This window comes from Zestosphaera sp., assembly GCA_038727705.1.
In the GTDB taxonomy this organism is placed as follows: Archaea; Thermoproteota; Thermoprotei_A; order Sulfolobales; family NBVN01; genus Zestomicrobium.
This window is the reverse complement of record JAVYVJ010000002.1, coordinates 426,261-452,205: the sequence shown is the minus strand read 5'-3', so window position 1 is coordinate 452,205 and position 25,945 is coordinate 426,261. Positions and strand designations below refer to the sequence as shown.

The window sequence follows — 25,945 nt, the reverse complement described above, 5'->3', positions numbered from 1 at the left end:
TTAACCATGTAACTACTTTGGTATGTTCCTCCTGAACACGTCCGCGACAGGGCCGTGCACCTTGATTATGGTCTCCCACTCCTGCGGGTCGTAGAACCTCGCCCTCCCCATGGTGAAGTCCTTAGCAACCTCAACCACGAACCTGGTCGACTGCTCCAGAGCTATGAAGTTGGTGGGTCCCGTCCCTGACCCCGGCAACGCCATCCTAGCGGTTATGGCGACCCCGACCACGGGCGACTTCGTGTAGAGCCACGGCTGCACTATACTGTTTATATGGTAGATGGGGGTCGAGTAAGGCGTTATGTCCTGCATCGTTATCGGGACCACCGCAGGGGGCTCACCGGTGACCCTCACGTATATGTCCGTCAGATCGGGACTGACCCTCAGTATCCAGCCCTCCTTAACAGTCGGAGTTATGGCGAAGCCCGTGTGCTTTATAACCCAGTTAGCCTTAGTGGCGTCGACCGAGAGTACGGCGTCCATCTCATCCCTGACCTCCCTCTTAAGCAGGGTGAATATGTCGACCGGGGAGTCCATCATGGGGACGGGCTTGTATGGACGTGTCGGCGCGTTAGGGCAGATGTGGGTGGTGATGACGACGTCGCCCGGCAGCACATCACCGCGACTCCTCATCTCAGCGATCTTGTACGCGGTGGCAAGCGCGACGACCGCGCCGTCAGCGTCGGAGACCATGCCCAAATACGCAGGTCTGGCACCGACCCCTCCCAGCCTGCCCACAACCCCCAGCGTCGGGGACGAGCCTCCCGAGCTCTTACCGCTCCCCCCGGGAATAACTATGGTTATGAAGTCCGTTGAACCCTTGTCACCGTGAATAGTCTCCACACCGACCTGAATGTCGGTGAAGCCCTTGCCGGTGAAGAACCTCCTGACGGCCTCACCGCCGACTCTAGGGTCATCCAGAAGGTCGATCACTTCCAGTACGTGTTTTAAGGTGGACATGACTGACCACAATCTAGAATACCTTACACCCATTTTAAACCTTCTCCAGCATTCTCAAGTTAACTGCGCTATGTTTAAAAATAGTCTAGCGTTGCTCTAAACTTTACTCAGTTAAGTATATAAAAAATAAATATATTTAAATACCTGGCAGGGGTTATAGATGTGGTGGTATCTCAGTGTCTGAATCCGCTGGATATCATCCAAAACTGTACGAGCCTATCGTAATGATTATGGGGCTCGCTCTGGCGGTCTTCGGCGCTATAATCGGTATGGAGCTTATATGCAGGGTTGGCGTTAACCCGAATACCTCCATCATCGGCGCTCTCATAGCTATAGCGTTCTCAACCATACCTGTCCAGTTCGCCAGGAACATGCGTAACGTGCACAGAATCAACTTGATGCAGACGGTGATATCGGGGGCGACGTTCCAGGCCGGGAACGTGTTCCTGCTTACGATAGCGGTGCCGTACCTTCTGGGACTCACTGGGGGCACGTACTTCTACGGGGTCGTGATGGGGGTCCTCATTGCGGGTGTGGTGGACATACTGTTCGCCTACTGGATATTCGACTCACCGTTCTACCCAGCCAGGAACCCGTGGCCGCCGGGCATAGCCACGGCCGAGGCCATCAAAGCGGCCTTAGGCAGGGGTAAGAGGGCGTTGCTCCTGCTCTACGGCATGATCTTCGGCGGGGCGCTCACATACCTCGGCTATCCAGGCGACGTCGTCGGCATAACCCTCATAACTCAGGTAGTAGCCATAACGTCTTTCGGCATCGGTTTGGTATTGAGGGCGTACGGACCGACGCTGGTGGGCATAGACTTCTATAAGATATACGCGCCTCAAGGCATAATGGTGGGCGCCGGCATTGCAGCGCTGATTCAGTTCCTCCTCCTCTACTTCAGGGTCAGGAGGAAGCAAAGCACTCAATCGTCGTCGGGATCCGCGTCCAGCGCTCCACCGACTCTCGTGGGCGCGGACGAAGCTATAAGGAGGTTAGTTATGGCGTTCATCCTCTTCACTGCCGGCGCGTTAGTCGCCGGCTTAATGACGGGCGTCAGCGGGATGATGAATCCGGCGATGTTCCTGCTGTGGGTTGTCTACATAGGCTTCCAGGCCTGGTTCACAACCCTTGTCTGCGCTCTATCAGGAATGCATGCAGGCTGGTTCCCCGCCTTCGCCACAGCGCTGGCCGCGCTAGCCATAAGCCTGATCTTCGGCTTCCCGCCGCTGGCCGCAGGGATAGGCGTGGCGTACGTCGCCGCCACAGGGCCTGGCATGGCGGACCTCAACTACGATCTGAAGACTGGATGGATCCTCAGGGGTGAGGGGAAGGACCCGAATTTCGAGAAAATAGGGAGGAGATGGCAGTTCTACGCTAAGATACTCTCCCTGGCAGTGTCGCTAATCATGGTGGCTATATTCTACAACGCATACTTCGCAGGTCTAAACCTGTACCCACCGGCAGCCAGAACCCTAGCCGCCACCGCCAAAGCGGCGGCGGATCCTGAGTTGGCGAGATGGTTGCTGACGTGGGCACCGGTAGGCTTCATACTGCAGCTCATCGGAGGGCCTGAGAGGCAGATAGGGATACTCCTAGCCACGGGGCTGATGATCTCCAACCCGCCGGCCGGCATAGCGGTGCTGGTCACTGTAGCCGCTAGGCTGGCACTAGTCAAAGCCCTGGGGGCTGAGGGGTTAAGGGACATATTCTACGTAGGTGGAGCCGGGGCGGTCGGGGGCTCCGCGATAGTGTCGTTCGTAATGTACACTTTAAGAGCTTACTTAAGGATATAGAAGGATGTAAAAAACAGAGCTCTTTTTATTGCACACTAGGTTGAATTCAGGGTTGGGGTTTGAATTTAAAGGAGTCCCTGTAAGTATTCCTTATCGGATCCACCGCAACTTAGGGCATTGAGATAACGGCGTGTGATGCTCTATGCTCAGGAGGGGATCGAGGATCGGTGTGGTCGTGTGGCGGGCTATGTACTCCGTGGCGGCGACGCTGTACATGGCCACCTGGGGGCTGTATTTCTCGTTCACCAGACGCTATATAGGTGTTGAGCTCGGCGGGGGCCTTCAAGCAGTTATCCTGATCACCGGGCTTGAGTGGGGCTTCACCCTTTTCGCTGCAGTTATGGGTAGGCTGACGGGCAGGGTCGGTGAGAGGAATTTAATACTCCTTGGCGCCGCGGGATGCATCCCGTTCTTAGCGGCCCCGGGAGTGCGGGATCCCATCACCTTAGCCGTGATTCTGAGTTTCTACAGCTTGACGTGGGCTATCTCATGGCCGTCCGTGCTCTCGACAGTCTTAGGTGACTCAAGCGTCAGTCCCGGGAGAGCGTACAGTTACTTCACGATAGGGACGGGCCTCGGCTACAGCATCGGATCAGCCTGCATGGGCCCCATCTACGGGATCGCGGGCCCTGAAGGCGTCTTCACAACGATGGTCGTGACGCACCTAGCCACGTACTCTATGCTGATCGCGTTTTTCCCGGAGAGCGCTGACATTAAGGCGACTGCACGCGGCGGGAGGGTCATCAATGTCGACAGCGTCCTCAGTAAGTTAGCCCCGGTGTTGATAGCGGTCTCCCTAACGGTCTTCTCCAGGGAGCTCCTGTACTCTGTGGCCCCGTCTAAGCTGAGCATGGAGCTCGAGAATCTGGTGGGCTCGTCCTCGAGGCTGACGGAGTACACCCTCTTCGGACTGGTCTACGGCGGGTTCACGGCGATCCTCTCAATACCGGCCAGAATTATCGCGGGCAAACTCACGGATAGACATAACCCGCTTGTACTATTCGCTCTAGTCACGACAGCCTACCTCATAGACTACTGGCTCTTCGTAAAGTCTTGGGGTTGGGTATCCATACTTATCTGGCAGCTTCCGTTATACCCGTTCCTAGACACGGCGATCAACACCTACATAGCTAAGCAGGTGCCTAAGGATGTCATGACCTCAGGCTTCGGATTGGTGATAGCTTTCGACGCGTTGGGCGGGTTGATGCTGCTGCCGCTTCTAGTCAACCCCCACTTAAGCATGGACTTCCTGGGTTACGTGCTCACAGCGGCAGCCACGATCTCCGTGGCTCTAGTGCTTAAGAAAATGAGGGGTTGCGGTGGGTCTTCACCGCCGGCTTTTAAGGATATGGACGCTAGTTGTAATTAGGTGTCCGCTCATGCTTAGGTTGCACATGAATGAATCGCCCTACCCGCCTTCAAGAATTTCGATTGAATATGTCAACAGGTATGCTGGGTCTCTGAACCTGTATTATGACAAAGCACTCTACGATGAGTTGATGGGCGAGCTGAGTAAGTACGTGGGGGTTGATGAGGGTTTGATAGAGGTGTTCCCAGGTTCTTCAGCCGTGCTGACCCTCATGCTGACCTACGCTAGGGTTGCAGGCCTAGATCTCGTGGCCACGCACCCGACGTTCCACGTGATGTACGGCCTGGCAAGAAGTTATGGGGTGGGATCGCAGTACCTGAGTCTGCGCGGTGAATCCTTCACCCTGGATGTTGAGGAACTGCTTAGGAGGTGTGAGGGCCGGCTCGTCTACATAATAAACCCTAACAACCCGACCGGCAATCTCCTGCTCCAAGACCCTGACGTCGTGAGGGAGGTGGCTAGGCGGGCTAAGGCCGTCTTCGTGGATGAGGCGTACTACGAGTTCTCCGGAGTCACGTTCAAGGACCTGGCCGCCGAACTTGATAACGTGGCGATCATCAGGAGCGTGTCGAAATCATTCTGCCTTGCGGGAGCCAGGTTCGGCTACGCAGTCCTGGGTAGGGGGGTTAAGAGGGTGTTAAACAGCCTCAGAATAGGCTTCGAAGTGCCTCTGACGACTCAGGCCGCCGTCCTGGGGGCTCTTAAAGACCTTCAGTACGTGAGGGAGGTAGTGCGGTCGATAGTCGAGACTAGGGAGAGGACTAGGAGGGGGCTTGAGGAGATGGGTTTGAGGACTGTGGAGAGTCAGACCAACTTCATTTTAGTGGATCTGGGGAGGCCCTGCAGGGACTTATGGGGTGAACTCAAAGGCAGGGGGGTGCTCACCCTATGCCTGCAGAATGTGGAGGACCTCAGGGAGTTCAGCAACTACGTAAGGGTCTCTGTGGGCAGGCCTGAGGAGATGGAGTTCTTCCTGCAGACCATGGCGAGTGCTTTGGAGGGTTTAGAAAAATAATCTTTATAGCCTCAAATATTAGGCTCCCACGTTACTGACTTCCGCCCGACGTTGCTAACGCGACGGTCATCCCGGCTATCAGGCTAACTAGCGGTGCTCCGAGGCTAGCCACCCACCAGTCAGCGATCATTCCTTCATTCAGCATCCACTCAAGGATCAACCTTGAGGCGGCACCGAATATTATCGCCGATGCTGCGCCCTGCCAGTTGAACCTGCGCCAGAAGAGGCCTAAGGTGAGGGGTATGAAGAGGCTTGCAAACAGCACGTCGAAGGCCAGGCTAAGCCAGTATAGAACGTCGGCTCTGAGCAGGCCGGCCATCAACGCCAGAACGCCTAACCCTACTACAGCATATCTGTTCACCTTAAGCAAGTCCGCATCGCCTAAATCCCCCTTGATTAGATCCTTGACAACGTTCTTGACGAACACGGTTGATGGTGCTAAGAGCATGCTGTCCGCGTTGCTCATTACCGCGGCCATCAGCCCTGCTAAAGTGAGTCCCGACAGGCCTGCTGGGAGGAAGTACTTGATCATTGCCGGATACGCTAGCTGAGGATCGGGCAGACCTGAATCGAGGAACCTCATAATGATCCCCACCATTATCGAGACGAGGCCGGCCGCGTAGTAGGCGAAGCCTGCAAGGATTGATGAAATCTTGGCCGTCCTGTCGTCGCTGGACGCGTAGACCCTCTGCACGAGGTCTGGTGCCGGTATGTCCCCCAGCGCTAGCACGAGGAAGAGCGCCCAGAAATCCATGGTGAGCACCACCCTCGGGTCGAAGACGCCGGCGTCATTAACCAGTGGGGTTAGAGTTGATACGCCCACATAGCTCACGCCGATGGCGAGCGCCGCCAGGATTCCTGAGAACGTTATTAGGAGCTGTATGAAGTCCGTCATAGCCACAGCCCACAACCCTCCCATGACTGTGTACGCAATCACTACACCCCCGCTCGCCAGGACTGAAACGCTGTAGTCCCACCCGAAGACCGTTGACAGAAGGACCGCGCCCGCCACTATCTGGGCTGTCACCGCGAAGACGTACGCGATAAACATTATGATTCCCGCCAGCCCCCCGATCCACGCCTTCCCGAATCTGGAGGTGTAGTAGTCGGCCAGCGTGTAGAGCCTCAGCCTCCGCAACGGGCCTGCGTAGAAGAGCCCCAGTATGAGCAGCGTTGTGCCGAAGCCTATGGTCGTCCCCCAAGCACCTATCATCTTCCCGGCGTAGGCCTTACCGGCGACCCCGATGGTTATGCCCCCGCCTATCCACGTTGCAGCAATAGTTGAGAATGCGAGCCACGCCTTCATCCTCCTACCGGCTACCGAGAAGTCCTCGAAGGTTTTAGTCCACCTAGCAGTCAGGAGACCTACTCCAAGAAGGGCTAGCAGATAAACGACGAACGTTGCAACATCTATCGACTCTATCACCGGAGACACACCTTTAATAGTGGATTAGGAAGGCTTTAAAAACTTTACTATTTCTATAATTAGGAAATAATAATTCATATTTTTTTTCACAGCAATTGAAAATACTGTATAAGATTTCATGAATTGCAGTAAAAATAAATTATAGTCAAGGAATCCTAGAGGGGGATGCGTCCGCAGGCCTTCAGCGCTGTGACGCGCCTAGCTGAACATGGTGTCAAGCCGCAGCATCGTGAGGAAGCCTGTCAAGAACCCGGCGGTTGAGAGGTGTTCATGACCATATCTGTGGGTCTCCGGTATCACTTCGTGGCTGACTACGTAGATCATCGAGCCCCCGGCCAGTGATAGGGTGAAGGCCAGGAGGGTGGTCGAGGTTGTCATGAGGGCTACTGCAACCGACATCACGGTCTCGCTTAAGCCGCTCAGGGATGCTATGAGTAGAGCCTTCCTCACGTCCTTCGTTGCAGCGGCTATTGGGAAAGATACAGCGAATCCTTCCGGGATGTCCTGAAGCCCTATAGCCAGGGCCGTGAGCAGGCCGTTGCTCAGGCTGAATACCGATGAACTCCCCACGGCAAGCCCTTCAGGGATGTTATGTATTAGGATCGCGGAGACCAGAAGCCAGACACGCTTAATCCTTGCTTTAATCACGGCAGGGCCTTCGTAACCCTTCATGAGGTGCTCATGCGGTATGAACTTGTTAAGAATCACTACTAAAATAACCCCTGAGCTGAAGCCTGCGAGGAGGATCGGGAACCCCCCTACCCTCATCGCCGGAAGCAGGAGGCTCGTGAATGAAGTCACCGTCATTACCCCAGCGCTGAAACCCAGCCCTAGGTCGAGATGCTTCTCCGAGCCTCTCAAGCCTATGAGGCCTGCAACCCCTCCCACGGAAGTTAGGAACGCCGGGATCAGGCCCAGGACCAGAGCCCTCGCAACGACATTCTCCATCATCGCGTCCACAGCCTCTCATCGGGTTGGAGTTCCCGACGTGATGAGAGTGAGTAGTGCATGGCCTGCCAGGGAGAGAGCTAGCGCTACTGCAAGTATGTAGAGCACTATAGCTATAGTGAGTCTGACGCTCCTGCTTTCTTGATATAGAACTGCCACCGTGACCATGCATGGCACGTAGAACATCATTAGAGTAAGTACCGCCACACCCTGGGAGGCACCGAGGTTGAGGGCGCTCAGAGCTTCCTCACCGGCCAACCCGGTGAGCTGCACTATGGATGAGACGAGACCCTCCTTAGCTATGAAGCCGTAGACTAACGCGTAGCCCAACATCCAGGAGGTGTTGCTTGGCAGTCCGTAGAGCTTCTCAAGCGCCCAGCCCACGTGAGACCCTAGCATAGCCCCGTAAGACTCGCTGAGGGACTCAACATGCCCTGTGGGTCCATAGCTTAACATACCCCAGCTGAGTAGGGAGAGGATCAGAATCACCACACCTGCCTTGTAGAGGAAGTGCCTGGCGTTGCTCCAGGAGCTCCACCACACGACCCTGAGGTTCGGTCCATGTATTGGCGGGATCTCCATGATCAACTCTGGAGCTTCCTTAATGCCGTGCAGGCGCCTCAGGGCCTTGGCGGTGAGTAGGTAGAGGAGTATTGAGATCATGTAAAGTGATGTCATAACCGCTGACTGGAGTAACGCGTTACCTGGGAACAGAGCCCTAACGAAGTACAGGAGGACCACTAGCCTAGCCTGACACAGCACGAATGGCGCTGAAGCCATTACCTCAACCCTCTCGAGCTCGTCCACAGCTATCCTCGATTGGATGACTGCCGGCACGTTGCATCCGAAGCCCATGATCAGCGGGTATAGAGCCCTGCCTGAGAGCCCGAAGTGTTTAAAGAAGCCGTGGAGTGACGAAACCATCCTAGGGCCTAACCCGCTGTCCTCCAGCACGGCGATGAGCGCGGACACCAAGAGTATCAACGGCAGGAAACCTAGCACGGACCCAACCCCCTTCAAAGCGCCGTCCACCACCAGGGACGCTAACTCACTGCTGATGCCCTCGAGCGCTGGCCGAGCTGCCTCCCCCACCTCATCAAAAATCAACTCCAGCAGCCCGGAGATGCTGTGATGTTCCAGGAAGTCGGCGACCGCCTTCATCCCAGCATGCCTCAGGATCAGCGTGAGCGGGAAGCCCGTGTTTAGTGTGAACGCTACGGCGAAGGCGGAGAATATGGTTAACGTGGAAACGACGGGCCCCAGAAATGGATGTAGGTACACCCTGTCAATCGTGGAGTGGGGTCTGACCTGGACCCTGACCACCACGTCCTTAAGTAGTTGTGAAGCGTAATTATACCTCCTGAGTATGGCTATCTCCTCAGGGGTTTTGCCTGTAGCCCTCTTGAAATCCTCACGCAGTTCATCACTCCTTCTCACGACCTCAGGCAGGTCCTTAACTAACTCCATCACTTCGTGATCCTCCTCCATCAGCCTCAGAGCTATCCACCTCCCCGGCACCCTCCTGAGGCCGTATTTCTCAATCTGGCTGCTTAACTCACTTAAGTAGCTCTCAAGCATGCCGTAGTCTATTCGGATATATCCCTCCTTAAGAGCTCCCTCAATCACCTTAACCAGGGCGCTGAGCACCTGCTTGATGCCCTCCCCAGTTACCGAGGAGACAGGGATCACCGGAACACCCAACCGCGAGCTCAGTTTCCCTACGTCCACGTGTAGACCTCTCTTGTGGGTTTCATCCCACTTGGTCAGAGCCACGACAAGCCTATCCGTCATCTCGCCTATCTGAATAGGCAGGTACACTGATCGCTCTAGAGTCAGTGAGTCAGCCAACACCAAGATGGCGTCCCAATCGCCTGAGAGAATGTAGTTCTTAGTGATTCTCTCCTCAGGTGAGGTAGGAGTCAACCCGTAAACGCCTGGCAGGTCAACCAAGCATACGGTCTTGCCTTCAAAGAACGTCAGACCGACCTTCTGATCGACTGTGGTGCCGGGCCAGTTAGCTATACGGACGACCTCCCCGGTAACCCGTGTGAAGAAAGTGGACTTACCGACTGAGGGCTGCCCCACCACCGCCACAACGTAATCGCACGTCCTCCCCCTGAACTCCCTCAACGTGGCATCCCAATGAATCCTGCGTTCGGATTTAAAAATGTTTAGATCAGTCTAAATCTCATATTATAGAATGGTCGGAAATCAGCAACCCCTCCCCCGCCACACGCAACTGCTCCAGGTTTCACATCTAAGGTTTATCTAAGGGGTTTGCGATGAACCCGCATCGCGGGCGGACTCGTAGACGATGAGCGTCATTGAGTCAGGCCCCCATTCCCCGCTTTAGAAGAACGAAGCCCGCCCTACGTAGCCCTCATCTTGTTGAGGGTAGAGTTATTTATATAGGCTTTAGCGATTTATTAATGAAAGAGCTGGTATGAATGAGGGAGTGCTGAGAGAAGTTGAGGATCCCTCTCGATGTGCTATGTGTGAAGACAGGGGTGCTGTGCCCTAGATGTCAATCCCTAGTTAAGAATGGGTCTGTCAAAGACTACGAGGTAGACGTTATGAGGGAATTGTTAGAGCTTGAGGAGACGCCTGAATTCAGGTTTCTGAAGGAAGTGGAGTACGTAAGGTCTATCATGAGCGAAGGAGCTACGGTAGTCATCCTCCAGGAACCTAAAAGCAACTCCCCTGACCCCAGAGCTCTCAGCAAGCTAGGCTGGATGTTAAGCGAGAGACTGGGTTCTAAGACTAAAGTCATCGTGAACACCAAGGATTTAAAGGAGGTTGTTAAGCAGATAGTCTTCCCAGCCAGGATAACCAGCGTCAACACCGTCTGGCTGCCTGACGGAAGCATCGAGTATGTCGTGAGGGTGCCTAGATTCGAGCTGAAGAACCTGCCTTTCAGGAGGAGGGAGGTAATAGAGAACCTCCTGACCCAGATAACAGGTAATGTGGTTAAGATAAGGTCTGACTGACTCTGAATCCCGGCATGCTTTTAAAACCCTGCATAAAATTCTATAAGGTGTCGAGATGCCGGTAACAGACCCTGAAGCCATGAGGATCGTTGAGGCCAGGCTACTCAACAAGCTGGTGTGCAGGAGGTGTGGTGCCCTAAACCCCGTCGGCGCTGTCAAGTGCAGAAGATGTAAGAGCAGATCGTTGAGACCTAAGAGGAAGAGGATAGGCATTAAGAAGTAATAGGTTGTGTGAGAAGGAATACTAAAAGACTTGCCTAATCAGGGTTCCCTCAAACACGTCGCTCATTGGGGGTTGCCTTCCTCATCCTATAAACCTCTGGCGGCGTGGGGTTAAGGGGTCCACGCAACTCACCTCAAGGGAGGCGGCAGATCGTGGGCAGAGAGCGAGAATCGCGGGGAACGCCAGTACCTGATGGGGAACGGTATCAGGGCCTCATACCTGCGTCGGTAAGTCTCCTCACAATCAATTTCTGTTCATCCTCATCAAATACTCTGAGCCTCTCCTTCACGAATCTTAAGTCCACCTTCAACGTGCCTGACTTAATCAAGTCCGCAATGTAGTTCAGGTCCTCTAGGTCGCGGTCCCTGCCGGCCCTGGCCTTGAGCAGTACGTAATCCTCGACTCTAAGCACCCTGACCTCAAACCCCTCGATCGTAAGGGTCTCGGCATCCTCGACCATCTCAGGGGGTACGTAGAAATCATGGATGTTTTCATGGAGCTCAACCGGAACGATGCATTCATCCCTAACCACGCATTCCAGTCTGGGGGTCCCCCACTCGCTAACGCCTACCTCACACCCAATCCTCTCAGCCGCCTCACGAATGAGATCCTCGTCGAATACGGGTGAGAAATTGGTTGCAAATAAATCCACGTCATCTTCGAATTCCTCAATCCCAAGCCTCAACATGTAGACGGTGCTCCCTACAATCACGCTCTCCATGCCCTCGGCGCTCACAGATCTTAGCACTTCAGCAAGGCACTTAACGTCATAAACCACCTGACCACACCGAAGATAATAGTGCTTGAACATGCTTTAAAGCACGTCACACACGCAGCCCGCCTGAGGAAGTTATGCGTTAATATTTAAAACTAGTGTAAGCACTAGTTTAATTGGCCGGGGTGGCCGAGCGGTCGAAGGCGGCGGGCTGCAGTGGTCTCCAGGGTTGAAACCCGTTATCCCGCGGGTTCGAATCCCGCCCCCGGCTCCATCACCTCATATCAACCAGTAATGCTTGGTAATCCCAGGTTGAAGGGGGGCGCGTGGAAGATGGGGCAATCCCCACCGTCCCAAACCCCATGCACGGGGCTGTAGCAGGGTTTGAAGTCCGAGGATTGCCGGAAATCACGGGCTTCCTGAAGCCACGCTCAAGGGCGGGTCAGTCGGACCACCGAGGTAAGTGAAAAACGTCGTAACAATATCAGGGGAGTGCTCACCAACTTTTATTTCCTCTCCTTCGTAGTTTAAAGGGGCTTACTTGATTCCGTGGCTGCTCGTTGCTGGGTTAGTTACTGCGGCCTGCCTTGCCTGGTCTATAGGAGCTAACGACATGGCTAACTCCACAAGCATACTTGTGGGTTCCAACGTGCTCAAATTCAAGCATGCGTTCATGTTATTTCTTACGTTCCAGCTGATGGGGGCTATGGTTCAGGGCTACATGGTTATGAAGACCCTTGGTAAAGGCATAGTGCCGGAGATAGAGGTGGTTGGTGCGTTGTCAGCGTCGTTGTCCGCGTTCATATGGATAACGATCGCCACCGTAATCGGTGCTCCCATCTCGACAACGCACAGCGTCACTGGGGCCGTGATTGGCGTTGGTCTAGCGTACGTGTTCTCAGGCGCTCCACTAACGACCATCAACATCTACAGAGTCAGGGATATCATATTGAGTTGGATCATCTCCCCCGTGGCCGCGATGGTTCTGACGGTACCCCTCTACCACATCCTCAGGAACCTCAAAATAACTAGCGAGCGTGGCTACAAGATCATTAGGGCTCTGGTGCTCTTCTTCGCAGCGTTTGCAGCTTATTCATTCGGCGCCAATGACGTGGCGAACGCCACCGGCGTTTACGTGTCAGTGACCTCAGCCAGCTTCGGACTGCCGAGCGAGGATAGTATGAGGCTCCTCGCACTCTACGCGTCACTCTTCATAGGCCTCGGCGGCTTCACACTGGGCTACAGGGTCATCAACACACTGGCTTACAAGATCACCAGACTCGACTTGATGACGGCTCTGGCGGCGGGCTTCGCCAACGCCTTCACAGTCTGGCTCTTCACCACTGTACCCTACCTGCTCTTTGGCTATGGACTACCCATATCCACCACATACGTTGCAGCGGGCTCCATAGTGGGTGTAGGGCTTGCCAAGAGCGGGTGGCGTGGGGTCAACGCCAGAACCTTTTTCTTCATAATTACTTCATGGCTCCTGACGCTCCCCATAGCGGCTGGGCTCAGCCTCTGCATTTATTACCTGGTGTCTTATATTTTGGGGGTGGGGTTTTGACCCTTTGGTCCTGGATCTCAAGGAGGAGGCAGTGGGAGGTCATTAGGTTCTATATAGAGCACGTCAACAAAATAATAGAGGTGATGGACCACGCCAAAAAGACGATAGAGTTCTTCTCCCATAACGACGTTGAGAATGTTGAAAAGGAGTGGAACGCTGTCTTCAAGTACGAGAAGGAGGCTGACGACATCAAGAGGAGGGTGCTCTCAGAGCTCTGTAAGGAGATTTTCCACCCTATAGATAGGGAGGAGCTCGTCAGGTTAGCGCTGACATCGGATGACGTGGCGGCCTACGCGAAGGATTGGACGAGGAGACTCACCCTGATGGATCCCGCCGGCATACCTAGGGGGATACTTAGTAAGTTGTATAAGATGGCTGACAATGCCCACCAAGCGTCAATCCTCATGAGGAAAGCCGCTGAGAAGCTCCTGACGGATCCTAAGGAAGTCCTTGAAATAGCGAACGAGATAGAGAGGCTTGAGGAGGAGACGGATGACGTCAGGCACGATGTCTTCAAGGACATTCTGCAATACTGCGAAGAGTCCAAGATATCGCAGTGCATAATGATTAAGGAAGTGATGGACTCCATAGAGAACTCGATGAACAAATGCGAGGACGTTGCAGACACCATGAGGAGCATAGCGCTGCTGTCGGTCTAGTGGATTCAGGTATTAAGCACGTTCTAGATGCTTCCCTCTGTCACCCCTCCACCCAGTGCATCACGCCCCCTAACATCGTATTTAAATTCACTCCCCCGATAGTTATGGTGTGAGAGCCTTGATACGTGTCTCAAGAAATGAGGTAAGGCCGCAGGAACCAGCGCGAGGCGTTAAGAGGTGGATCCTCGTCTACGGCAGTAATTTAATGGTGGTGTACTTCGAGGTGGATGAGGGTAGCAGAGTCCCCATGCACTCGCATGTACACGAGCAGGCGGGCTACATACTTAAGGGGGGAATGGTCTTCAGAACTCCTGAGGGGGAGGTCACGGTAGGGGAGGGTGAGTCGTACATCTTTAAATCGAACGAGCCTCACGAAGCCTACAACCCCGGGCCTGGAAAAGCCGTAGTGCTTGAGATATTCTCCCCGCCGCGGGAGGACTTCCTCAAATAGATCCCGCAGACCCTGCTCGAGAGAGGTTCGAAACCAGTGGTTTACCCCGCCGCTGAGGATGAACGGGTGAAGACGTTAGTTAATGACGAGTTAAGGATGGTCATTCTGATGTGCCCTAGAATAAACGAGTGTCAAGGCGGTGTATGCAGTACTCAGAGAAAGTATGGGAGGTTGGGATACAGTACGTTATGCGTGAATCTGCGTGACCATAATGTGGAGAACGTGATGGAGTCGGCGAGGAGGATACTTAAGCGGGTGGGGGAAATCAAGGGTTAACCGCCGCTGAGCACAGGCAGTACCTTCACCTCATCCCCATTGCCCACCAAAACTTCCTCGCTTGAGGGCTTTCCGTTAACTATTATTATTTTGTTTTGGAATTCCTCATATCTTGGTATCACTTCCTTAAGAACTTCACCGACAGGTCTTGGGGCCTTCACCTCTAAGGTTAGCTCGTTAACCCCTGCCATGTGGGCGAAAACCCCGAAGAGCCTTACCCTCATCAAATGCCCTCACCCTCATAGAGGGTGTTCTGCGCTCAAAAATTTTGGTGACGTGACTGTTCTCGACGCCCCTGCGTAACTACTCAAGCACCACACGCTCCTCCAGCTCCGGTATGACGTAGCTCAAATTCAGGTTCTTCAGCGTTTCTTTCTTTGGTATGCCTCTTTCATCCCAACCGCGTATCCTGTAGTACTCACTCAGCAACTCTTCGTACTTGCTCCTGTCCAGGTGTTGCCCCTTGAAGGCCCCCTTCTTAGGGCTGTCTATGAACCACCTCTCCGGTGGGTGATCCATTTCCCTGTCCCACCTGCCGTTGAACTCCCTGACCCAATACGCCCTTATCAACGTGTACACCCTGTCCGCCACCTTGTAGAGGTCGCCCCACGTGTATTTAACGCCTGTTATCGCCTCTAACATTTTGGGATAGTACTCTATGCTCAAGCCCACCTCTACCCAAGGCAGTCTGCAGGCGGTTAGGACTTCATATATGCCGCCCCTCAGCCTCTGCAACTCCACGACCTTAGCGGCTTTCTCCAGGTTGTAGGAGATCTTGTACTCGACTGCCCTCCTCTTCTCACCCTCCATGGGTGCGGTCCCTATCTCCCAGGCAATCACCCACGCCTCCTTGTGGTGCGCCCCTATCGCCGTAGTCCCGTATGAGAGTGCCATTGCAGGGTAGACGAAGCAGTTGTATCCACTTACCTCAAGACCTTTGACATGCATTGCGAACTCTCTTCCCCCGACGACCTCGCTCATGCGCTTAACGCCTTCGGCCGCCTGCCTGCCTAACTCCGTTCTCCTGTAAGCTATGTCAAGCACCAGCTCCTTAGCCTTCTTGAAGTCGCCGAACTCAGGGGCCTCGGAATCCTTTATAAGTCCCCTCTCCCTGGCCTCCATCACGAATCCCAGCGTGTTCCCCAGCGAGATCGTGTCGAGACTCAATTCATCGGCGAGCCTGTTGAGGACGGCGACCTCGTTCAGCTTGCCTATACCTAGGTTGGGCCCCAGAAGGGCTACGTTCTCGTAGTCGAGCTCGCTCCCCCTCCCCTCAGCGTCGAGCACTACGTTGCCGCACTGCATGTTGCAGTAGGGGCATCCCCTCTGAGCTACTTTCATCCCCTCCATGGCGTAGCCGTCCATGCTCCTCACGAACTCGAAGACCCCGTCACTGAAGTTCCTTACCGGCAGTGCGGAGTTCTCATTACACCACTCTACCGCCGCCATAGTGCCCTGCCTACGCCAGAACGGGTAGCTAGGTGACTCAAGTATCGCTCTGTAGGCTTCCTGGGAGAGCCTCGTCAACGCCTCCCTATCGGCGACAGGTATCTCCTTACTACCCCTCACAACCACGGCCTTGAGCTTCTTGCTGCCCATGACGGCTCCCATGCCCGGTCTGCCGCCGGCCCTCCCCTCCTGGGACACCACCACTGAGTACTTGACTAGGTTCTCACCGCCGGGCCCTATGCTTAAGACGCCAACATCCCTGCCATGGACGTCCTTAACAATCCTCTCAGTTTCGAACGTGGTCCTGCCCCACAGTCCCTCAGCGCTTAAGACGCTTACGTTATCATCATCGATGTAGATGTAGACGGGCTTCCTAGCCGCGCCCTCAACCACCAACGCGTCGTACCCCGCCCTCCTGAGGTGAACGCTTGCCATAGTGCCTAAGTTGCCGTCGCCGTAACCCCCCGTCAGGGGGCTCTTGGAGGCTACCACCATCTTGCCGCCGCTGGGCGTTGGGAGTCCGTTAAACGGTCCGCAGGCGAATATCAACTTATTGCCAGGTCCCAACGGGTCAGCGCCTCTAACCTCGTCCCACAGTATCTTGGCCGCCAGACCCCTACCACCTATGAAGTCCATAGCCACCTCTGGAGGGTATTCCTGAACCCTGACGCTATTGTCACTTAAGTTAACCCTCAGGACCCTGCCCCACCAACCCTTCAAAACTAATTCACCCAATAATAATTGGCGGGAAAATAAATTTATGCGAATAAGGAACCTCGTCTATGATATAGGGAAGGTAGACTTACTAGGGTTAATCCGTGGAACTATTGCGTCAGCCCTCCACCGCTAGAGAGGATTTGCCAGCAGGTAGTTGTAGGCCAGGAGTGAGTGAAGCGCCGTGCCAACCCACAGCACGTCCTCGTCGACATCGAATCTCGGGTGGTGATGCGGGTATACTATGCCTTTACTTTCGTTCCTGACGCCCAGCGAGATGAAGGCTCCTGGCACTTTCTGCAGGTAGTATGAGAAGTCTTCAGCCCCCATGCTCATCGAGGCCTCGGCCGTCCTCCCGACTTTACTGGCCACGCTCATTACGAAGTCCGCAAGTTCAGGCGTGTTGATCACCGGCGGGTAGGAGACCTCCCCCAGCTCTAAGAAGCCCTCACACCCCCACGCTAGGGAGTAATGCTTGACCACGGCCTCCATCCTTTCTAGGACCTTGTTCCTCACGCCCGTGTCGAAGGTTCTCAACGTGCCGTAGATCCTGACCTCATTAGGTATTATGTTGCTTGCATTACTCCCCTCGAACCTAGGTGTCGATATGACGACCGGTGCGAAGGGGTCGACGTTCCTGGTGACTATCTTCTGCAGTGCGTTGTAGATGTCCGCGGCCGGTGCAGTTGGGTCTCTGGTGAGGTCGGGGTGTGCGGCGTGCCCTCCTAAGCCCTTGATCCTGATTATGAATGAGTCCGCCGACGCGTTCATCGGCCCCTTCCTAGTAGCTATGGTTCCTGCAGGCAACTCAGACCATACGTGAATGCCGAATATGGCGTTCACGCCGTCTAAGTGCCCCTCATCAACTATCTTCTTAGCGCCGGCGCCGCCCTCCTCGGCAGGCTGATATATTAGCTTCACCGAACCCCTTAGGTCCTCCCTAATCTCCTGCAAGACTTTAGCGGCGCCCAACAGCATTGCCACGTGCGCGTCGTGGCCGCACGCATGCATCTTGCCTGCAACCCTAGATCTGTAGGGGACGTCGTTCTCCTCCTGTATAGGTAGGGCGTCCATATCGGCTCTTAAAGCTACGACGCGCCCGTTACCCCTCCCCTTGATGACGCCTACAACGCCGGTGCCGGCGGTCTTGACGACTTCGATGTTCATGGATTCAAGCACGTCAGCAACCAGTTGCGCGGTTCGAAACTCCTCGAACCTTAGCTCGGGGAACATGTGTATGTCCCTCCTTAAGCTAATCACGTAATCGCTGAGGGACTTGGACAGCCTGATAATCCTCTCCTCGACAGGGTTCAAACTCACGACTGAGCACCCCCTACTAGAGCATAGGGTAGTATAATAAAAACGACTTGCGGGGGAGTTAAGCCATCCAACCACCTGGGGCCACGTCCTCAGCTCTAACCTGAAGTCAGGCATCGTTCTTGAGGAGGTCCCTCATGAACGGGTTAGTGCGTTTCTCGCGCCCGAGCGTCGTGGTGTCGCCGTGTCCTGGAAGGACTGTGAGGTCGTCAGGTAGGCTGGCAAGCCTCCTTAAGGAGGAGGCCATCTCGTCCTGCGAGCTCTCGGGGAAGTCCGTCCTGCCCACGGTCCCTTTGAAGAGGGTGTCACCAGTTATGAGTAACCCCTCAGTCAAGATGCACGTGCTTCCACGTGTGTGCCCGGGCGCGTGGATGAACCTTATCTCGAAGTCCTCAGCAAGCCTGAGAGTCATACCGTCATGGAGGTATCCCACGTCTTCCGGCATCTCGTACACGTCGCCGTACAGCCTCTCAGCAACGGCTCTATAGTCGGAAGCGATCCCGACGTCAAGCTCATGGATGTAGAATCTGGCGTTAAATAGGCTACAGAGCCTGCCAGCGTAGAACACGTGATCGAAGTGACCGTGGGTCGCGATAATGAAGCGCAGGTCCTTGATGCGCAACCGCTTCAGCCTAGCTATAACATCGCCTAAATACGCTCCAGGATCCACCACAAAGCCTGCGTCCCCCTCGTAAACTATGTAGGTGTTCGTCTTTAAAGGCCCGCCTACGACCCTGCAGTACCTCGTAACATCCACCCCCACACTCGCCTTGGATCGAGCGTATTTAAGTTACCGCGATGACGGGTTTCAAATCAATGGTTGGTGGGGGAGGAGTTCTGCAGGCCCTGTCAGGGCGGTGAGGACGCCCTACATTAGGGTTTAAGACTTATTATACGGGATCGCATACCGTATTATGGTAACGGTATGTCGGGCAAGTCTTTGACAGTGTTGGTTGTGCATCCGCATCTCCACGTGTTCGGGGGTAGTGAGAAACTCACCAAGATTTTAATATATGAGCTGGCGTCCATGAATAACGAGGTCGTCGTACTAACGACCTCTAAGAGCCCCGAGTTCCACGAACACCCTGGGGTGTTCTTTGAGTCCATAAAAGAGTACCAAGTGACCCCCACTTCCTCGTCGGTCTTCATTGAGAAGCTGATCAACGCCATGTACTCCATAGATGAGGCCATTAAGAGATACAGTCCTGACGTGTGCTTAACCATGATTCAGGAGCCGGTCTACACAGCCCTGGCGAAGCTAGTTAAGCCCACGATAGGTTCAGCCATCTACATCCACTATCCGTTTGAGGAGGAGTTGACGGCCTACAATATGCTCACATTCCTGTCTATGTATAGGTTTCCATACATATATGAGGACCTCTACAGACTGGCTGATCTCCACATGAGCAACTCTAACTACACCGCTCAAGCCCTCTACAACTCCTTCAAGGTGGAGAGCAACGTCGTCTACCCAGCTGTAGAGTGGGACTACTTCATCGACGAGCCAAACCTAGAGGAGGAGAGGGAGAACGTAATAGTGAGCGTCGGCAGGTTTGTGCCTCAGAAGAGGCAGGACGTTCTGATAGAGTGGTACGCTAGGTACGTGAAGCCGGCGGTCCCGGACTCCAGGCTCCTCATAATAGGGATACCTGACGGGAGGTTCGCCACGTACTACGAGAAACTCAAAAATGCCGCGCAGCAGGTGGAGGGGGTGTCTATGGTGGACAGGCCGCTCTCCGCTGAGGAGATGCTGAAGTACTACAGGGAGAGTAAGGTGTACGTGCACCTGAGGGTTGGGGAGCACTTCGGCATGGCTCCTGTGGAAGCGATGAGTCAGGGCGCAATACCGATCCTGCCTGAAAAGTCTGGTTTAGCCGAGTTAATAACCCCGGGGAGGGATGGCTTCGTGGCTGGGAAGGACAGCAACTTCATCAACTACGTGATCAAAGTGCTTAAAGCGCCTAGAGAGGAGTTGGCGCAGATGAGGAAGTTTGCCTACAGGAGGGCGTGGTACTTCAACCCCGACAGGTTTGCTAAGGAGGTGGCAGGGTACCTAAAGATAATAGCTAAGTCACAGCAAAGTACTTTCTGAGTTCGGCGGCAGCCTCCTCTGGGGACGTGTCCACGATGTAGACGCCCCCTCCTTTCTCGAGACCGCCCCAAACTGATGTGGTGGGTAGCACCTCAACGTGCCAGTGGTAGGAGTTAGCCCCCGTCCCCTTAGGGGGTAGATGCACCCACATGTTATAGCCCACGTCGCCTAAGACACTCCTGTATGCCCTCATGAGGGCCTGCAACACCCTCGCCAACTCGACCGCATCACTCAACTGGAGATCTAAAGGACTTGGGGTATGTGTGACGGGCACCACGAGCGTCTCGTAAGGCGTTCTCGGGGCGCGGGAGGCAATCACGGCGAACCCTCCTCCCGCGTGAATGAGCCTTTCAGACTTCATCTCCTCCTCAACCATGGAGCAGTAAAGGCACCTACCACTCCTCACGTAGTGCTTCTCAGCGCGTTCTACCTCCGCCATCACCTCAGGAAGGACGAAAGAGGTCGCTACGAGTTGCGTGTGAGGATGTGTTAAGCTACGCCCACCTCCAGCACCGTAGTTCCTGAAGATTAACCCATGCACCACCCGATTGTCCGAGTATATCTCCCTCAACCGCAGGAACGAAGCGTGGAGAGCTAGGCCGAGTTGCTCGCACCTCATTGAGTGCAGTTCCGTCTGGTGCTCCGGGGTCTCCACAACCACCTCATGATATCCGTAGTCGAGGCCGCTGCCCTCCGTTGAAAACGCTGGGTAGAGGTTGGGGAAAATCCTCACTGACCACCCCTTAACCCTCTCACCTGCGGTATCCTTGAGGATCGCCACCTTACCTTCGCGTAGCTTAACCACCAGCGTTGCGGGCGGCGTGGAATACTCCCTACTGGGACAGAAAGGACACTCAGAGCCAGCGGAACCCACATCCCTAGGTCTGTACTTCCTCAGCCTAGATATGGCGGTGACACGTGAGGATAACGCATCACTCCTAACCTCCAACATCAACACCACCGCCCCTAGATGGCTGTCCTATGCCTTTAATATCTACCCGGGTTCCTGGGGAGCAGTTCCATGGGTAGGGTAAAGTGCCGGGGTTACTTGCGGGGTTCGTGCCCTATAGTGACGGGGCTTCCAGGGGTTGTGCAGTCCTTGAACGAGATCCAGTCCCAGGTTCCCTATCCCTCCTCCATAAAGGCTATGGAGGGGAAGACCATTAACCATGAAGCCTCATCCCCATTTAAATCCGCTTTGCCATATAAATAATCCATGGAGGCAAAATGCAAACCTCCATCCATAAGTTAAGGGTTGTGGACAGGGGGGTGATGATCAGCGGTCACGGCGTGATCACTGCAGGGGCTTGCAGCCTTAACGAGGGAGGATTAAGACGCCTGAAACTAGTCAGGAGTTCACTCCCTGACGGAGACTCTGGTGGAGGGGGGATGCATTCTCGCTGGCGATGGCTACTGATTAGTGCCAGGTCACGTGTTACTCCATGGTGAATGCATTCATTGCGGTAGTTGATGGTTATGATAAGGAAGCTTTACTCTGATCTCATAGTGGATTTTTTCGGCGATGCAGTGTTGAACGGCTCATGCGCTGATGTAGGGTGTGGGACGCTACCCACGCCACTATCTCTCGTAAGGGTCTGCAGGAGGGTGTTCATATATGATATTGACTGCAAGGTTGTTGACATGTACATGAAGCACCCGAGTATCGTGTCGTCATGTACAGATGTAGATGATGTTGAGGTCTTTGGTGATGGGCAGCTGAAACTCGTCCTAGCGCTCAACATACTTGAGCACCTTGATTCCCCGTTGAGTGTTCTCAGAAAACTCCACCGCTCCATGACCTCCGGTGGATACCTCCTCGTATCGGTCCCGTCGACTTCGCCGGAGTGTAGGGCGGCGTTCAGGGGAGATGAAACCCATGTGTGGTTGCTGCCTAGGGCAACGTGGGTCACGATGGGTACGGCGGTTGGCTTCCTGTATGATGAGGAGGCGAGCAGGAAGCTGGTCTTGAGTGTTAAGCCGAGGTTACTCGAGAAAGTTCTTAGGAGTTTTACCTACCTTTATAACATGTCGAGGCAATACCCTTTAGAGAGCCGCCTCTCCGGATATGCGGGAGTCCTAACAGGGCTTTTCCACAGGTTTCGACTGGTGGTCAATCCGTGTAGTGAGGTAATACTATTCAGTAAAGGGGGTTGATGAGGAGGGTGCAGATTATGCGGATAGCTAAAAAGTGTAGGGGGTATGTGGCGTTGTCTCTCATCACGTTAGCTATATCCCTCGTGATCCACGCGCCTGCCGCCTCCAACCCGCTTCGAGGGATCATCGATTACTCCGACTTAATAAGCATATTTAACAACAGAATCATGCCGCACGTGGAAGTGGAGCTCATCAATAACGGAACCAGCTACACCCTCTATCTTTATGAGAAGGCCGCGGATCCCTGCGGCCTACCTTATGTAGATTACTTCTTTGAGTATCCAGTAATCAGTGCGGGCGCCTTTTACGCATCGAGTTGCTTAGGCAAGACAGTAGCCTCGATCGTGTCTGAGGGAACACCGCCTAACCATCTTATCACTTTATGCTTCTACGCAGTGATGTCTGCCCTCCTGGGAGCGTTCTTCCTTCTGTCGGTTTATCTTTTTGCAAGGGTTGTTGAGCTGAGTAATGTTCCAGGTAAGCGGGTCTTGCCCTACATTCTATCCCCCTCCATGGCAGTATACCTCGTCTACAATTTCGACATCATTGCTGTGGCGCTGATGCTCGCGGCCCTATACTGTTGCCTGCGTGGCAGGCCATTTTTGTCGGGGCTATTCTTCGGGCTCTCGGTTTCAGCCAAGATTATACCCGTGGCTGTTGCATACGTAGTCTTCCTGACGCTTTTGAGGATGCGTGAATGGTTTAAGACGCTGAGTTACATCTTAGGAGGGGTTGCAGGCATCGCGCCGCTGGCGCTCCACGCGTTGCTGAGTCCAGAAAGCTTCTTCGCGATCTATAGTTACGTGTCTGGCTGGTACTGTGAGAACTGCATCTACATGTGGTTCGTGCCAGATATCTTCTCACCCCTTCACAGGACAGCGTTCCTGCTCATCGGCTCGGCAGTAGCCCTCACCACGGCGGTATACGTGCTGAAGGGACGGACTGTTAACATGTACGTCGCCATGCTCGCAGCCACCTACGCTGTTACCGTCTTCAACTACATCAATCCACCCCAGTACTTCCTCCTCATACTGCCACTAGCCCTGCTTGCGATCCCGAACAACAGTGTCTTCTCCTACCCACTGCTGCTCGTATCAGATGTCTTGAACGCTTTATTCATAGCAATGTTCATCACCGATCCAATCATTAGGGAGTTACTGGGTCAAACCCCACTCTACGCCCCCTGGTACGTAAGGTCAGTAGCGCAGCCCTTTTACCTGGAACGCAACATACTTCTGATACTCCTTCTGCTACTCTGCGTCAGAAAACCTAAAGTCTCTTCCCGTCCTGAAGACCGATAGCCGAATCTCACGGCCTTCTCTCGCCATACTTGGCGTCTCGATATTTTCCAGATAAAGGACTTCTCCGGGCTCAGCGGACTGAACATATGCGATGAGTGAGTTATTGCTGATTGACCTACATAAAAGGTGGGACCTCCAAACCCTCAACAATCAAAGAAGGGGTGAGCCGCCGGCGGGATTCGAACCCGCGACCCCCGGCTTACAAGGCCGGTGCTCCACCAGGCTGAGCTACGGCGGCCCCCGTCTATTTGTGTTTACTTAAGGCTTTATAACGTTTACTAATGGGGGTGGGGTTTGAGGGTTAAGTTGATTGCCTCGTTAGGTCCCTCCTCCAGCTCCGGGGGGGTTATAGAGTCCTTGCTTCACGAGGGGGTGTCCGGCTTTAGGATTAACTTAGCTCATGGGGGGTTGGGTGAGTGGCGCGCCCTCATCCGCAGGGTCAGGGACGCTGAGGTATCTGTGGGGAGGCCTGCAGCGGTGATCACGGACATTAGGGGGCCTTCACTGAGGCTGGGGGATTTCCCTGAGGTCCTCCACGTTGAGGCGGGCTCCCTTGTCAGGTTCTGTGTGTCGGGCTATTCAAGGACTGAGTTAAGGGTTCCGTTCCCCCACAAGGAGGTCATTAAGGAGCTCGCGGCCGGCGACCTGCTGGTCATGGATGACGGGAGGGCTCGCTTCAGGGTGGTTGAGGTTTCTGAGGAGTGCTTCACAGCTCAAGCGCTGAGCACCTGCGACCTTAGATCCAGGAAGAACGTGGCGTTCCCTGGGAGGGTGTTCGAGCTACCGTATCTCACAGGCGAGGACGCTGAGGACGTTAAAGTATTATGTAGGGATGGGGTGGATTACGTCGGCGCCAGCCACGTCAGGGGTGCTGAGGACGTTGAGGCCCTGCGTAACTTCCTCAGGAGCGTGGGGTGTGACGCACTAATCATAACGAAGGTGGAGACTAGAGACGCTGTGAAGAACCTCAGCGAGGTGGTGGAGGCCTCCGACGCCGTGCTTGTAGCTAGAGGCGATCTAGGCATGAACTTCGGCCTGGAGGAGGTGCCCGTACTTCAGAAGGAAATCGCGAACACGTCGCTTGAGGCGGGCAAGCCGGTCATTGTGGCGACCCAGCTCCTAGAATCCATGACGAGCAATCCAGTCCCTACGAGGGCTGAGGTATCTGACGTGAGCAACGCCGTGCTGGAGGGTGTTGACGCCCTCATGCTTACCGGGGAGACCGCGGTCGGGAAGTACCCAGTTGAGGCGGTTAGGTGGTTGAGGAGGATTGCGGAGAGGGCGGAGTCGATGCGTCAACCCCCAGTCCAAAGGGAGGGCTGGCGCGTCATGAAATCACTGAAGGGGAGGTATGCTAAGGGGGTTGTGGAGCTAGCTGAGGACCTCAACGGGGTGCTAGCGATATACTCGATGAAGGGCACGACAGCGTTCTCAGTCGCTTCGCTGAGGCCTGAAACGCGCTTCTACGTTGCAGTGCCTGATGTGAGGATTGCTAGGAAGCTCTCCATAGTGTGGGGTGCTCAGGTAAGGGTCATTAAGGCGGAGGGCTACATGGAAGGCCTTGAGAAGCTGTATTCCGAGCTGATGATGGAGGGTGAGTTGAGGGCGAACGAGGTGGTGGTCCTGACCTATGGGTTGAGGGATAGGGAGCAGGTGATTAAGGTTAGAAGCGTATCCAGCACGCAATAGCAAACTTAAAATAAAGTTCATGTATATTGGTTTGTGAGCTGATGCGGATGTCCAAGAAGCCTAAGAAGGAGGTAGGCAAGGTAGTCAAGAAGAAGAAATCTAGAGGTCTAGCCCCCAAGCTGAGGAGGCTGGACATAATCATTCTGGTGATTATAGTCGCGATGATCGCGTCCGGCCTCTACATAACGTTCTTCGGACTTCCTGCAATGCCTGCGGCAAGCGCTAAGACCCCCGTTAACCCGCTGGACGCCCTCAGGAAGGACGTTGAGTCCGTGTTCGCTAAAAACCTCACCAACACCTCACTCATAGTCAGGTACCGTGTTCGAGGGGACTACGTCCTCAACACTTCGCTCTCCGTATCAGACACTCTACTCATAATGGCGTTCTACAGCAGGAACATGAGCACGTGGTTCGCGTACTACACTGCGGCCCCGCACGTGAACGCGGTCTTGGGCAGGCTGGGCATAGAGTTAATTCGGGAGTCGAACTTAACCCTCCCCCCCAAGCTCAGCAAGCCTGAGGAACTCCTGATAAACATGCTGAGGTTGCAGCAGAGGAACGCCTCAATCACTGAGGACTACGTAGGTGACGAAACCGTCAGCCTGACGCTCTCGGCGATAAACGTCAGCACATCGGCATTGCAGAAGATCAACACGATCACCGTGGATAGGGTCACGGAAGTTCTCAAATACACGGTGAGCGAGGGCGATTCAAGCCTGACAGTGATGCTCTGGATCGATAAGGAACTCCGCGTACCTCTTAAAGTCAAGATGATCTCAGAAGGACACGAACTGGCGTTCACGCTCACGGATGTCGGGGTTTCGTGAAGGTCGCTTA

The 25,945-nt window shown here is 54.5% G+C and carries 24 protein-coding genes and 2 tRNA genes; 15 read left to right on the top strand and 11 right to left on the bottom strand.

The window, feature by feature from the left end; translation table 11 throughout:
* Positions 1 to 12: 12 nt before the first annotated feature.
* Positions 13 to 972: a DUF1177 domain-containing protein gene (locus QW772_06525; protein ID MEM0038560.1), complete on the bottom strand. Its 960-nt coding sequence runs from the start codon at positions 970 to 972 to the stop codon at positions 13 to 15.
* Positions 973 to 1,136: 164 nt separating this feature from the next.
* Between QW772_06525 and QW772_06520 the strand changes: the two genes are divergently transcribed.
* From QW772_06520 to QW772_06510, 3 genes are all read left to right on the top strand, one after another.
* Entirely contained in the window at positions 1,137 to 2,756 is a 1,620-nt protein-coding gene (locus QW772_06520; GenBank protein ID MEM0038559.1) for an OPT/YSL family transporter, read from the top strand.
* A 142-nt stretch (positions 2,757 to 2,898) separates the two neighbouring features.
* On the top strand, positions 2,899 to 4,125 hold the full coding sequence (locus QW772_06515; GenBank protein ID MEM0038558.1) for an MFS transporter: 1,227 nt from the start codon (positions 2,899 to 2,901) through the stop codon (positions 4,123 to 4,125).
* A 10-nt stretch (positions 4,126 to 4,135) separates the two neighbouring features.
* The gene (locus tag QW772_06510) at positions 4,136 to 5,140 is read left to right on the top strand and encodes a histidinol-phosphate transaminase (GenBank protein MEM0038557.1); all 1,005 of its coding nucleotides are present in this window, start codon (positions 4,136 to 4,138) and stop codon (positions 5,138 to 5,140) included.
* A 31-nt stretch (positions 5,141 to 5,171) separates the two neighbouring features.
* Here QW772_06510 and QW772_06505 read toward each other — a convergent pair whose 3' ends face one another.
* From QW772_06505 to feoB, 3 genes are all read right to left on the bottom strand, one after another.
* On the bottom strand, positions 5,172 to 6,575 hold the full coding sequence (locus QW772_06505) for a hypothetical protein (protein ID MEM0038556.1): 1,404 nt from the start codon (positions 6,573 to 6,575) through the stop codon (positions 5,172 to 5,174).
* A gap of 189 nt (positions 6,576 to 6,764) precedes the next feature.
* Positions 6,765 to 7,517, bottom strand: a complete 753-nt coding sequence (locus QW772_06500) for a ZIP family metal transporter (GenBank protein MEM0038555.1) — start codon at positions 7,515 to 7,517, stop codon at positions 6,765 to 6,767.
* A gap of 15 nt (positions 7,518 to 7,532) precedes the next feature.
* Entirely contained in the window at positions 7,533 to 9,644 is a 2,112-nt protein-coding gene (gene feoB / locus QW772_06495; GenBank protein MEM0038554.1) for a ferrous iron transport protein B, read from the bottom strand.
* A 338-nt stretch (positions 9,645 to 9,982) separates the two neighbouring features.
* On the opposite strand from feoB, the gene QW772_06490 reads away from it, so the two are divergent.
* Both QW772_06490 and QW772_06485 read left to right on the top strand, forming a co-directional pair.
* A complete protein-coding gene (locus QW772_06490) occupies positions 9,983 to 10,501 on the top strand; it encodes a transcription elongation factor (GenBank protein ID MEM0038553.1) in 519 nt (172 codons plus the stop codon).
* A gap of 55 nt (positions 10,502 to 10,556) precedes the next feature.
* Entirely contained in the window at positions 10,557 to 10,724 is a 168-nt protein-coding gene (locus QW772_06485; protein MEM0038552.1) for a 50S ribosomal protein L40e, read from the top strand.
* Positions 10,725 to 10,929: 205 nt separating this feature from the next.
* Here QW772_06485 and QW772_06480 read toward each other — a convergent pair whose 3' ends face one another.
* The gene (locus QW772_06480; GenBank protein ID MEM0038551.1) at positions 10,930 to 11,502 is read right to left on the bottom strand and encodes a nucleotidyltransferase; all 573 of its coding nucleotides are present in this window, start codon (positions 11,500 to 11,502) and stop codon (positions 10,930 to 10,932) included.
* Between the two features lie 116 nt (positions 11,503 to 11,618).
* Here QW772_06480 and QW772_06475 point away from each other — a divergent pair.
* From QW772_06475 to QW772_06455, 5 genes are all read left to right on the top strand, one after another.
* Positions 11,619 to 11,713 (top strand) — tRNA-Cys (locus QW772_06475).
* Between the two features lie 267 nt (positions 11,714 to 11,980).
* Complete coding sequence (locus QW772_06470) at positions 11,981 to 13,006, top strand: inorganic phosphate transporter (GenBank protein ID MEM0038550.1); 1,026 nt, start codon at positions 11,981 to 11,983, stop codon at positions 13,004 to 13,006.
* Positions 13,003 to 13,665, top strand: coding sequence for a DUF47 family protein (locus QW772_06465; protein MEM0038549.1), 663 nt, complete (start codon positions 13,003 to 13,005; stop codon positions 13,663 to 13,665). Before QW772_06470 ends, QW772_06465 begins: the two co-directional genes overlap by 4 nt.
* 109 nt (positions 13,666 to 13,774) lie before the next feature.
* A complete protein-coding gene (locus QW772_06460; GenBank protein MEM0038548.1) occupies positions 13,775 to 14,116 on the top strand; it encodes a cupin domain-containing protein in 342 nt (113 codons plus the stop codon).
* Positions 14,117 to 14,182: 66 nt separating this feature from the next.
* On the top strand, positions 14,183 to 14,392 hold the full coding sequence (locus QW772_06455; GenBank protein ID MEM0038547.1) for a hypothetical protein: 210 nt from the start codon (positions 14,183 to 14,185) through the stop codon (positions 14,390 to 14,392).
* Here the strand turns inward: QW772_06455 and QW772_06450 are convergent.
* The 4 genes from QW772_06450 to QW772_06435 form a co-directional block, all read right to left on the bottom strand.
* Positions 14,389 to 14,616: a MoaD/ThiS family protein gene (locus QW772_06450; GenBank protein MEM0038546.1), complete on the bottom strand. Its 228-nt coding sequence runs from the start codon at positions 14,614 to 14,616 to the stop codon at positions 14,389 to 14,391. The genes QW772_06455 and QW772_06450 overlap by 4 nt on opposite strands.
* Before the next feature lie 79 nt (positions 14,617 to 14,695).
* The gene (locus QW772_06445) at positions 14,696 to 16,576 is read right to left on the bottom strand and encodes an aldehyde ferredoxin oxidoreductase family protein (GenBank protein ID MEM0038545.1); all 1,881 of its coding nucleotides are present in this window, start codon (positions 16,574 to 16,576) and stop codon (positions 14,696 to 14,698) included.
* A 111-nt stretch (positions 16,577 to 16,687) separates the two neighbouring features.
* The gene (locus QW772_06440) at positions 16,688 to 17,875 is read right to left on the bottom strand and encodes an amidohydrolase (GenBank protein MEM0038544.1); all 1,188 of its coding nucleotides are present in this window, start codon (positions 17,873 to 17,875) and stop codon (positions 16,688 to 16,690) included.
* A 106-nt stretch (positions 17,876 to 17,981) separates the two neighbouring features.
* A complete protein-coding gene (locus QW772_06435; protein ID MEM0038543.1) occupies positions 17,982 to 18,629 on the bottom strand; it encodes an MBL fold metallo-hydrolase in 648 nt (215 codons plus the stop codon).
* Between the two features lie 189 nt (positions 18,630 to 18,818).
* Between QW772_06435 and QW772_06430 the strand changes: the two genes are divergently transcribed.
* The gene (locus QW772_06430) at positions 18,819 to 19,964 is read left to right on the top strand and encodes a glycosyltransferase family 4 protein (protein MEM0038542.1); all 1,146 of its coding nucleotides are present in this window, start codon (positions 18,819 to 18,821) and stop codon (positions 19,962 to 19,964) included.
* Here QW772_06430 and QW772_06425 read toward each other — a convergent pair.
* Positions 19,939 to 20,913: a hypothetical protein gene (locus tag QW772_06425; GenBank protein ID MEM0038541.1), complete on the bottom strand. Its 975-nt coding sequence runs from the start codon at positions 20,911 to 20,913 to the stop codon at positions 19,939 to 19,941. The genes QW772_06430 and QW772_06425 overlap by 26 nt on opposite strands.
* A gap of 521 nt (positions 20,914 to 21,434) precedes the next feature.
* Between QW772_06425 and QW772_06420 the strand changes: the two genes are divergently transcribed.
* The gene (locus QW772_06420; protein MEM0038540.1) at positions 21,435 to 22,118 is read left to right on the top strand and encodes a methyltransferase domain-containing protein; all 684 of its coding nucleotides are present in this window, start codon (positions 21,435 to 21,437) and stop codon (positions 22,116 to 22,118) included.
* Between the two features lie 17 nt (positions 22,119 to 22,135).
* The gene (locus tag QW772_06415; GenBank protein ID MEM0038539.1) at positions 22,136 to 23,419 is read left to right on the top strand and encodes a hypothetical protein; all 1,284 of its coding nucleotides are present in this window, start codon (positions 22,136 to 22,138) and stop codon (positions 23,417 to 23,419) included.
* 164 nt (positions 23,420 to 23,583) lie between these two features.
* Here the strand turns inward: QW772_06415 and QW772_06410 are convergent.
* Positions 23,584 to 23,657, bottom strand: a tRNA-Thr gene (locus tag QW772_06410).
* Positions 23,658 to 23,713: 56 nt separating this feature from the next.
* Between QW772_06410 and pyk the strand changes: the two genes are divergently transcribed.
* Both pyk and QW772_06400 read left to right on the top strand, forming a co-directional pair.
* Positions 23,714 to 25,108: a pyruvate kinase gene (pyk, locus tag QW772_06405; protein MEM0038538.1), complete on the top strand. Its 1,395-nt coding sequence runs from the start codon at positions 23,714 to 23,716 to the stop codon at positions 25,106 to 25,108.
* A gap of 47 nt (positions 25,109 to 25,155) precedes the next feature.
* Positions 25,156 to 25,935 (top strand): hypothetical protein, encoded by a 780-nt coding sequence (locus QW772_06400; protein MEM0038537.1) that lies wholly within the window; start codon positions 25,156 to 25,158, stop codon positions 25,933 to 25,935.
* Positions 25,936 to 25,945: the final 10 nt, after the last annotated feature.

Excerpts from the sequence above, each read along its gene's own strand:
- QW772_06415 (MEM0038539.1), top strand. The coding sequence starts at position 22,136 with ATGCGGATAGCTAAAAAGTGTAGGGGGTATGTGGCGTTGTCTCTCATC.
- QW772_06400 (MEM0038537.1), top strand. The coding sequence starts at position 25,156 with ATGTCCAAGAAGCCTAAGAAGGAGGTAGGCAAGGTAGTCAAGAAGAAG.
- QW772_06510 (MEM0038557.1), top strand. The coding sequence starts at position 4,136 with ATGCTTAGGTTGCACATGAATGAATCGCCCTACCCGCCTTCAAGAATT.
- QW772_06420 (MEM0038540.1), top strand. The coding sequence starts at position 21,435 with ATGGTTATGATAAGGAAGCTTTACTCTGATCTCATAGTGGATTTTTTC.
- QW772_06500 (MEM0038555.1), bottom strand. The coding sequence starts at position 7,517 with ATGATGGAGAATGTCGTTGCGAGGGCTCTGGTCCTGGGCCTGATCCCG.
- QW772_06515 (MEM0038558.1), top strand. The coding sequence starts at position 2,899 with ATGCTCAGGAGGGGATCGAGGATCGGTGTGGTCGTGTGGCGGGCTATG.
- QW772_06485 (MEM0038552.1), top strand. The coding sequence starts at position 10,557 with ATGCCGGTAACAGACCCTGAAGCCATGAGGATCGTTGAGGCCAGGCTA.
- QW772_06450 (MEM0038546.1), bottom strand. The coding sequence starts at position 14,616 with ATGAGGGTAAGGCTCTTCGGGGTTTTCGCCCACATGGCAGGGGTTAAC.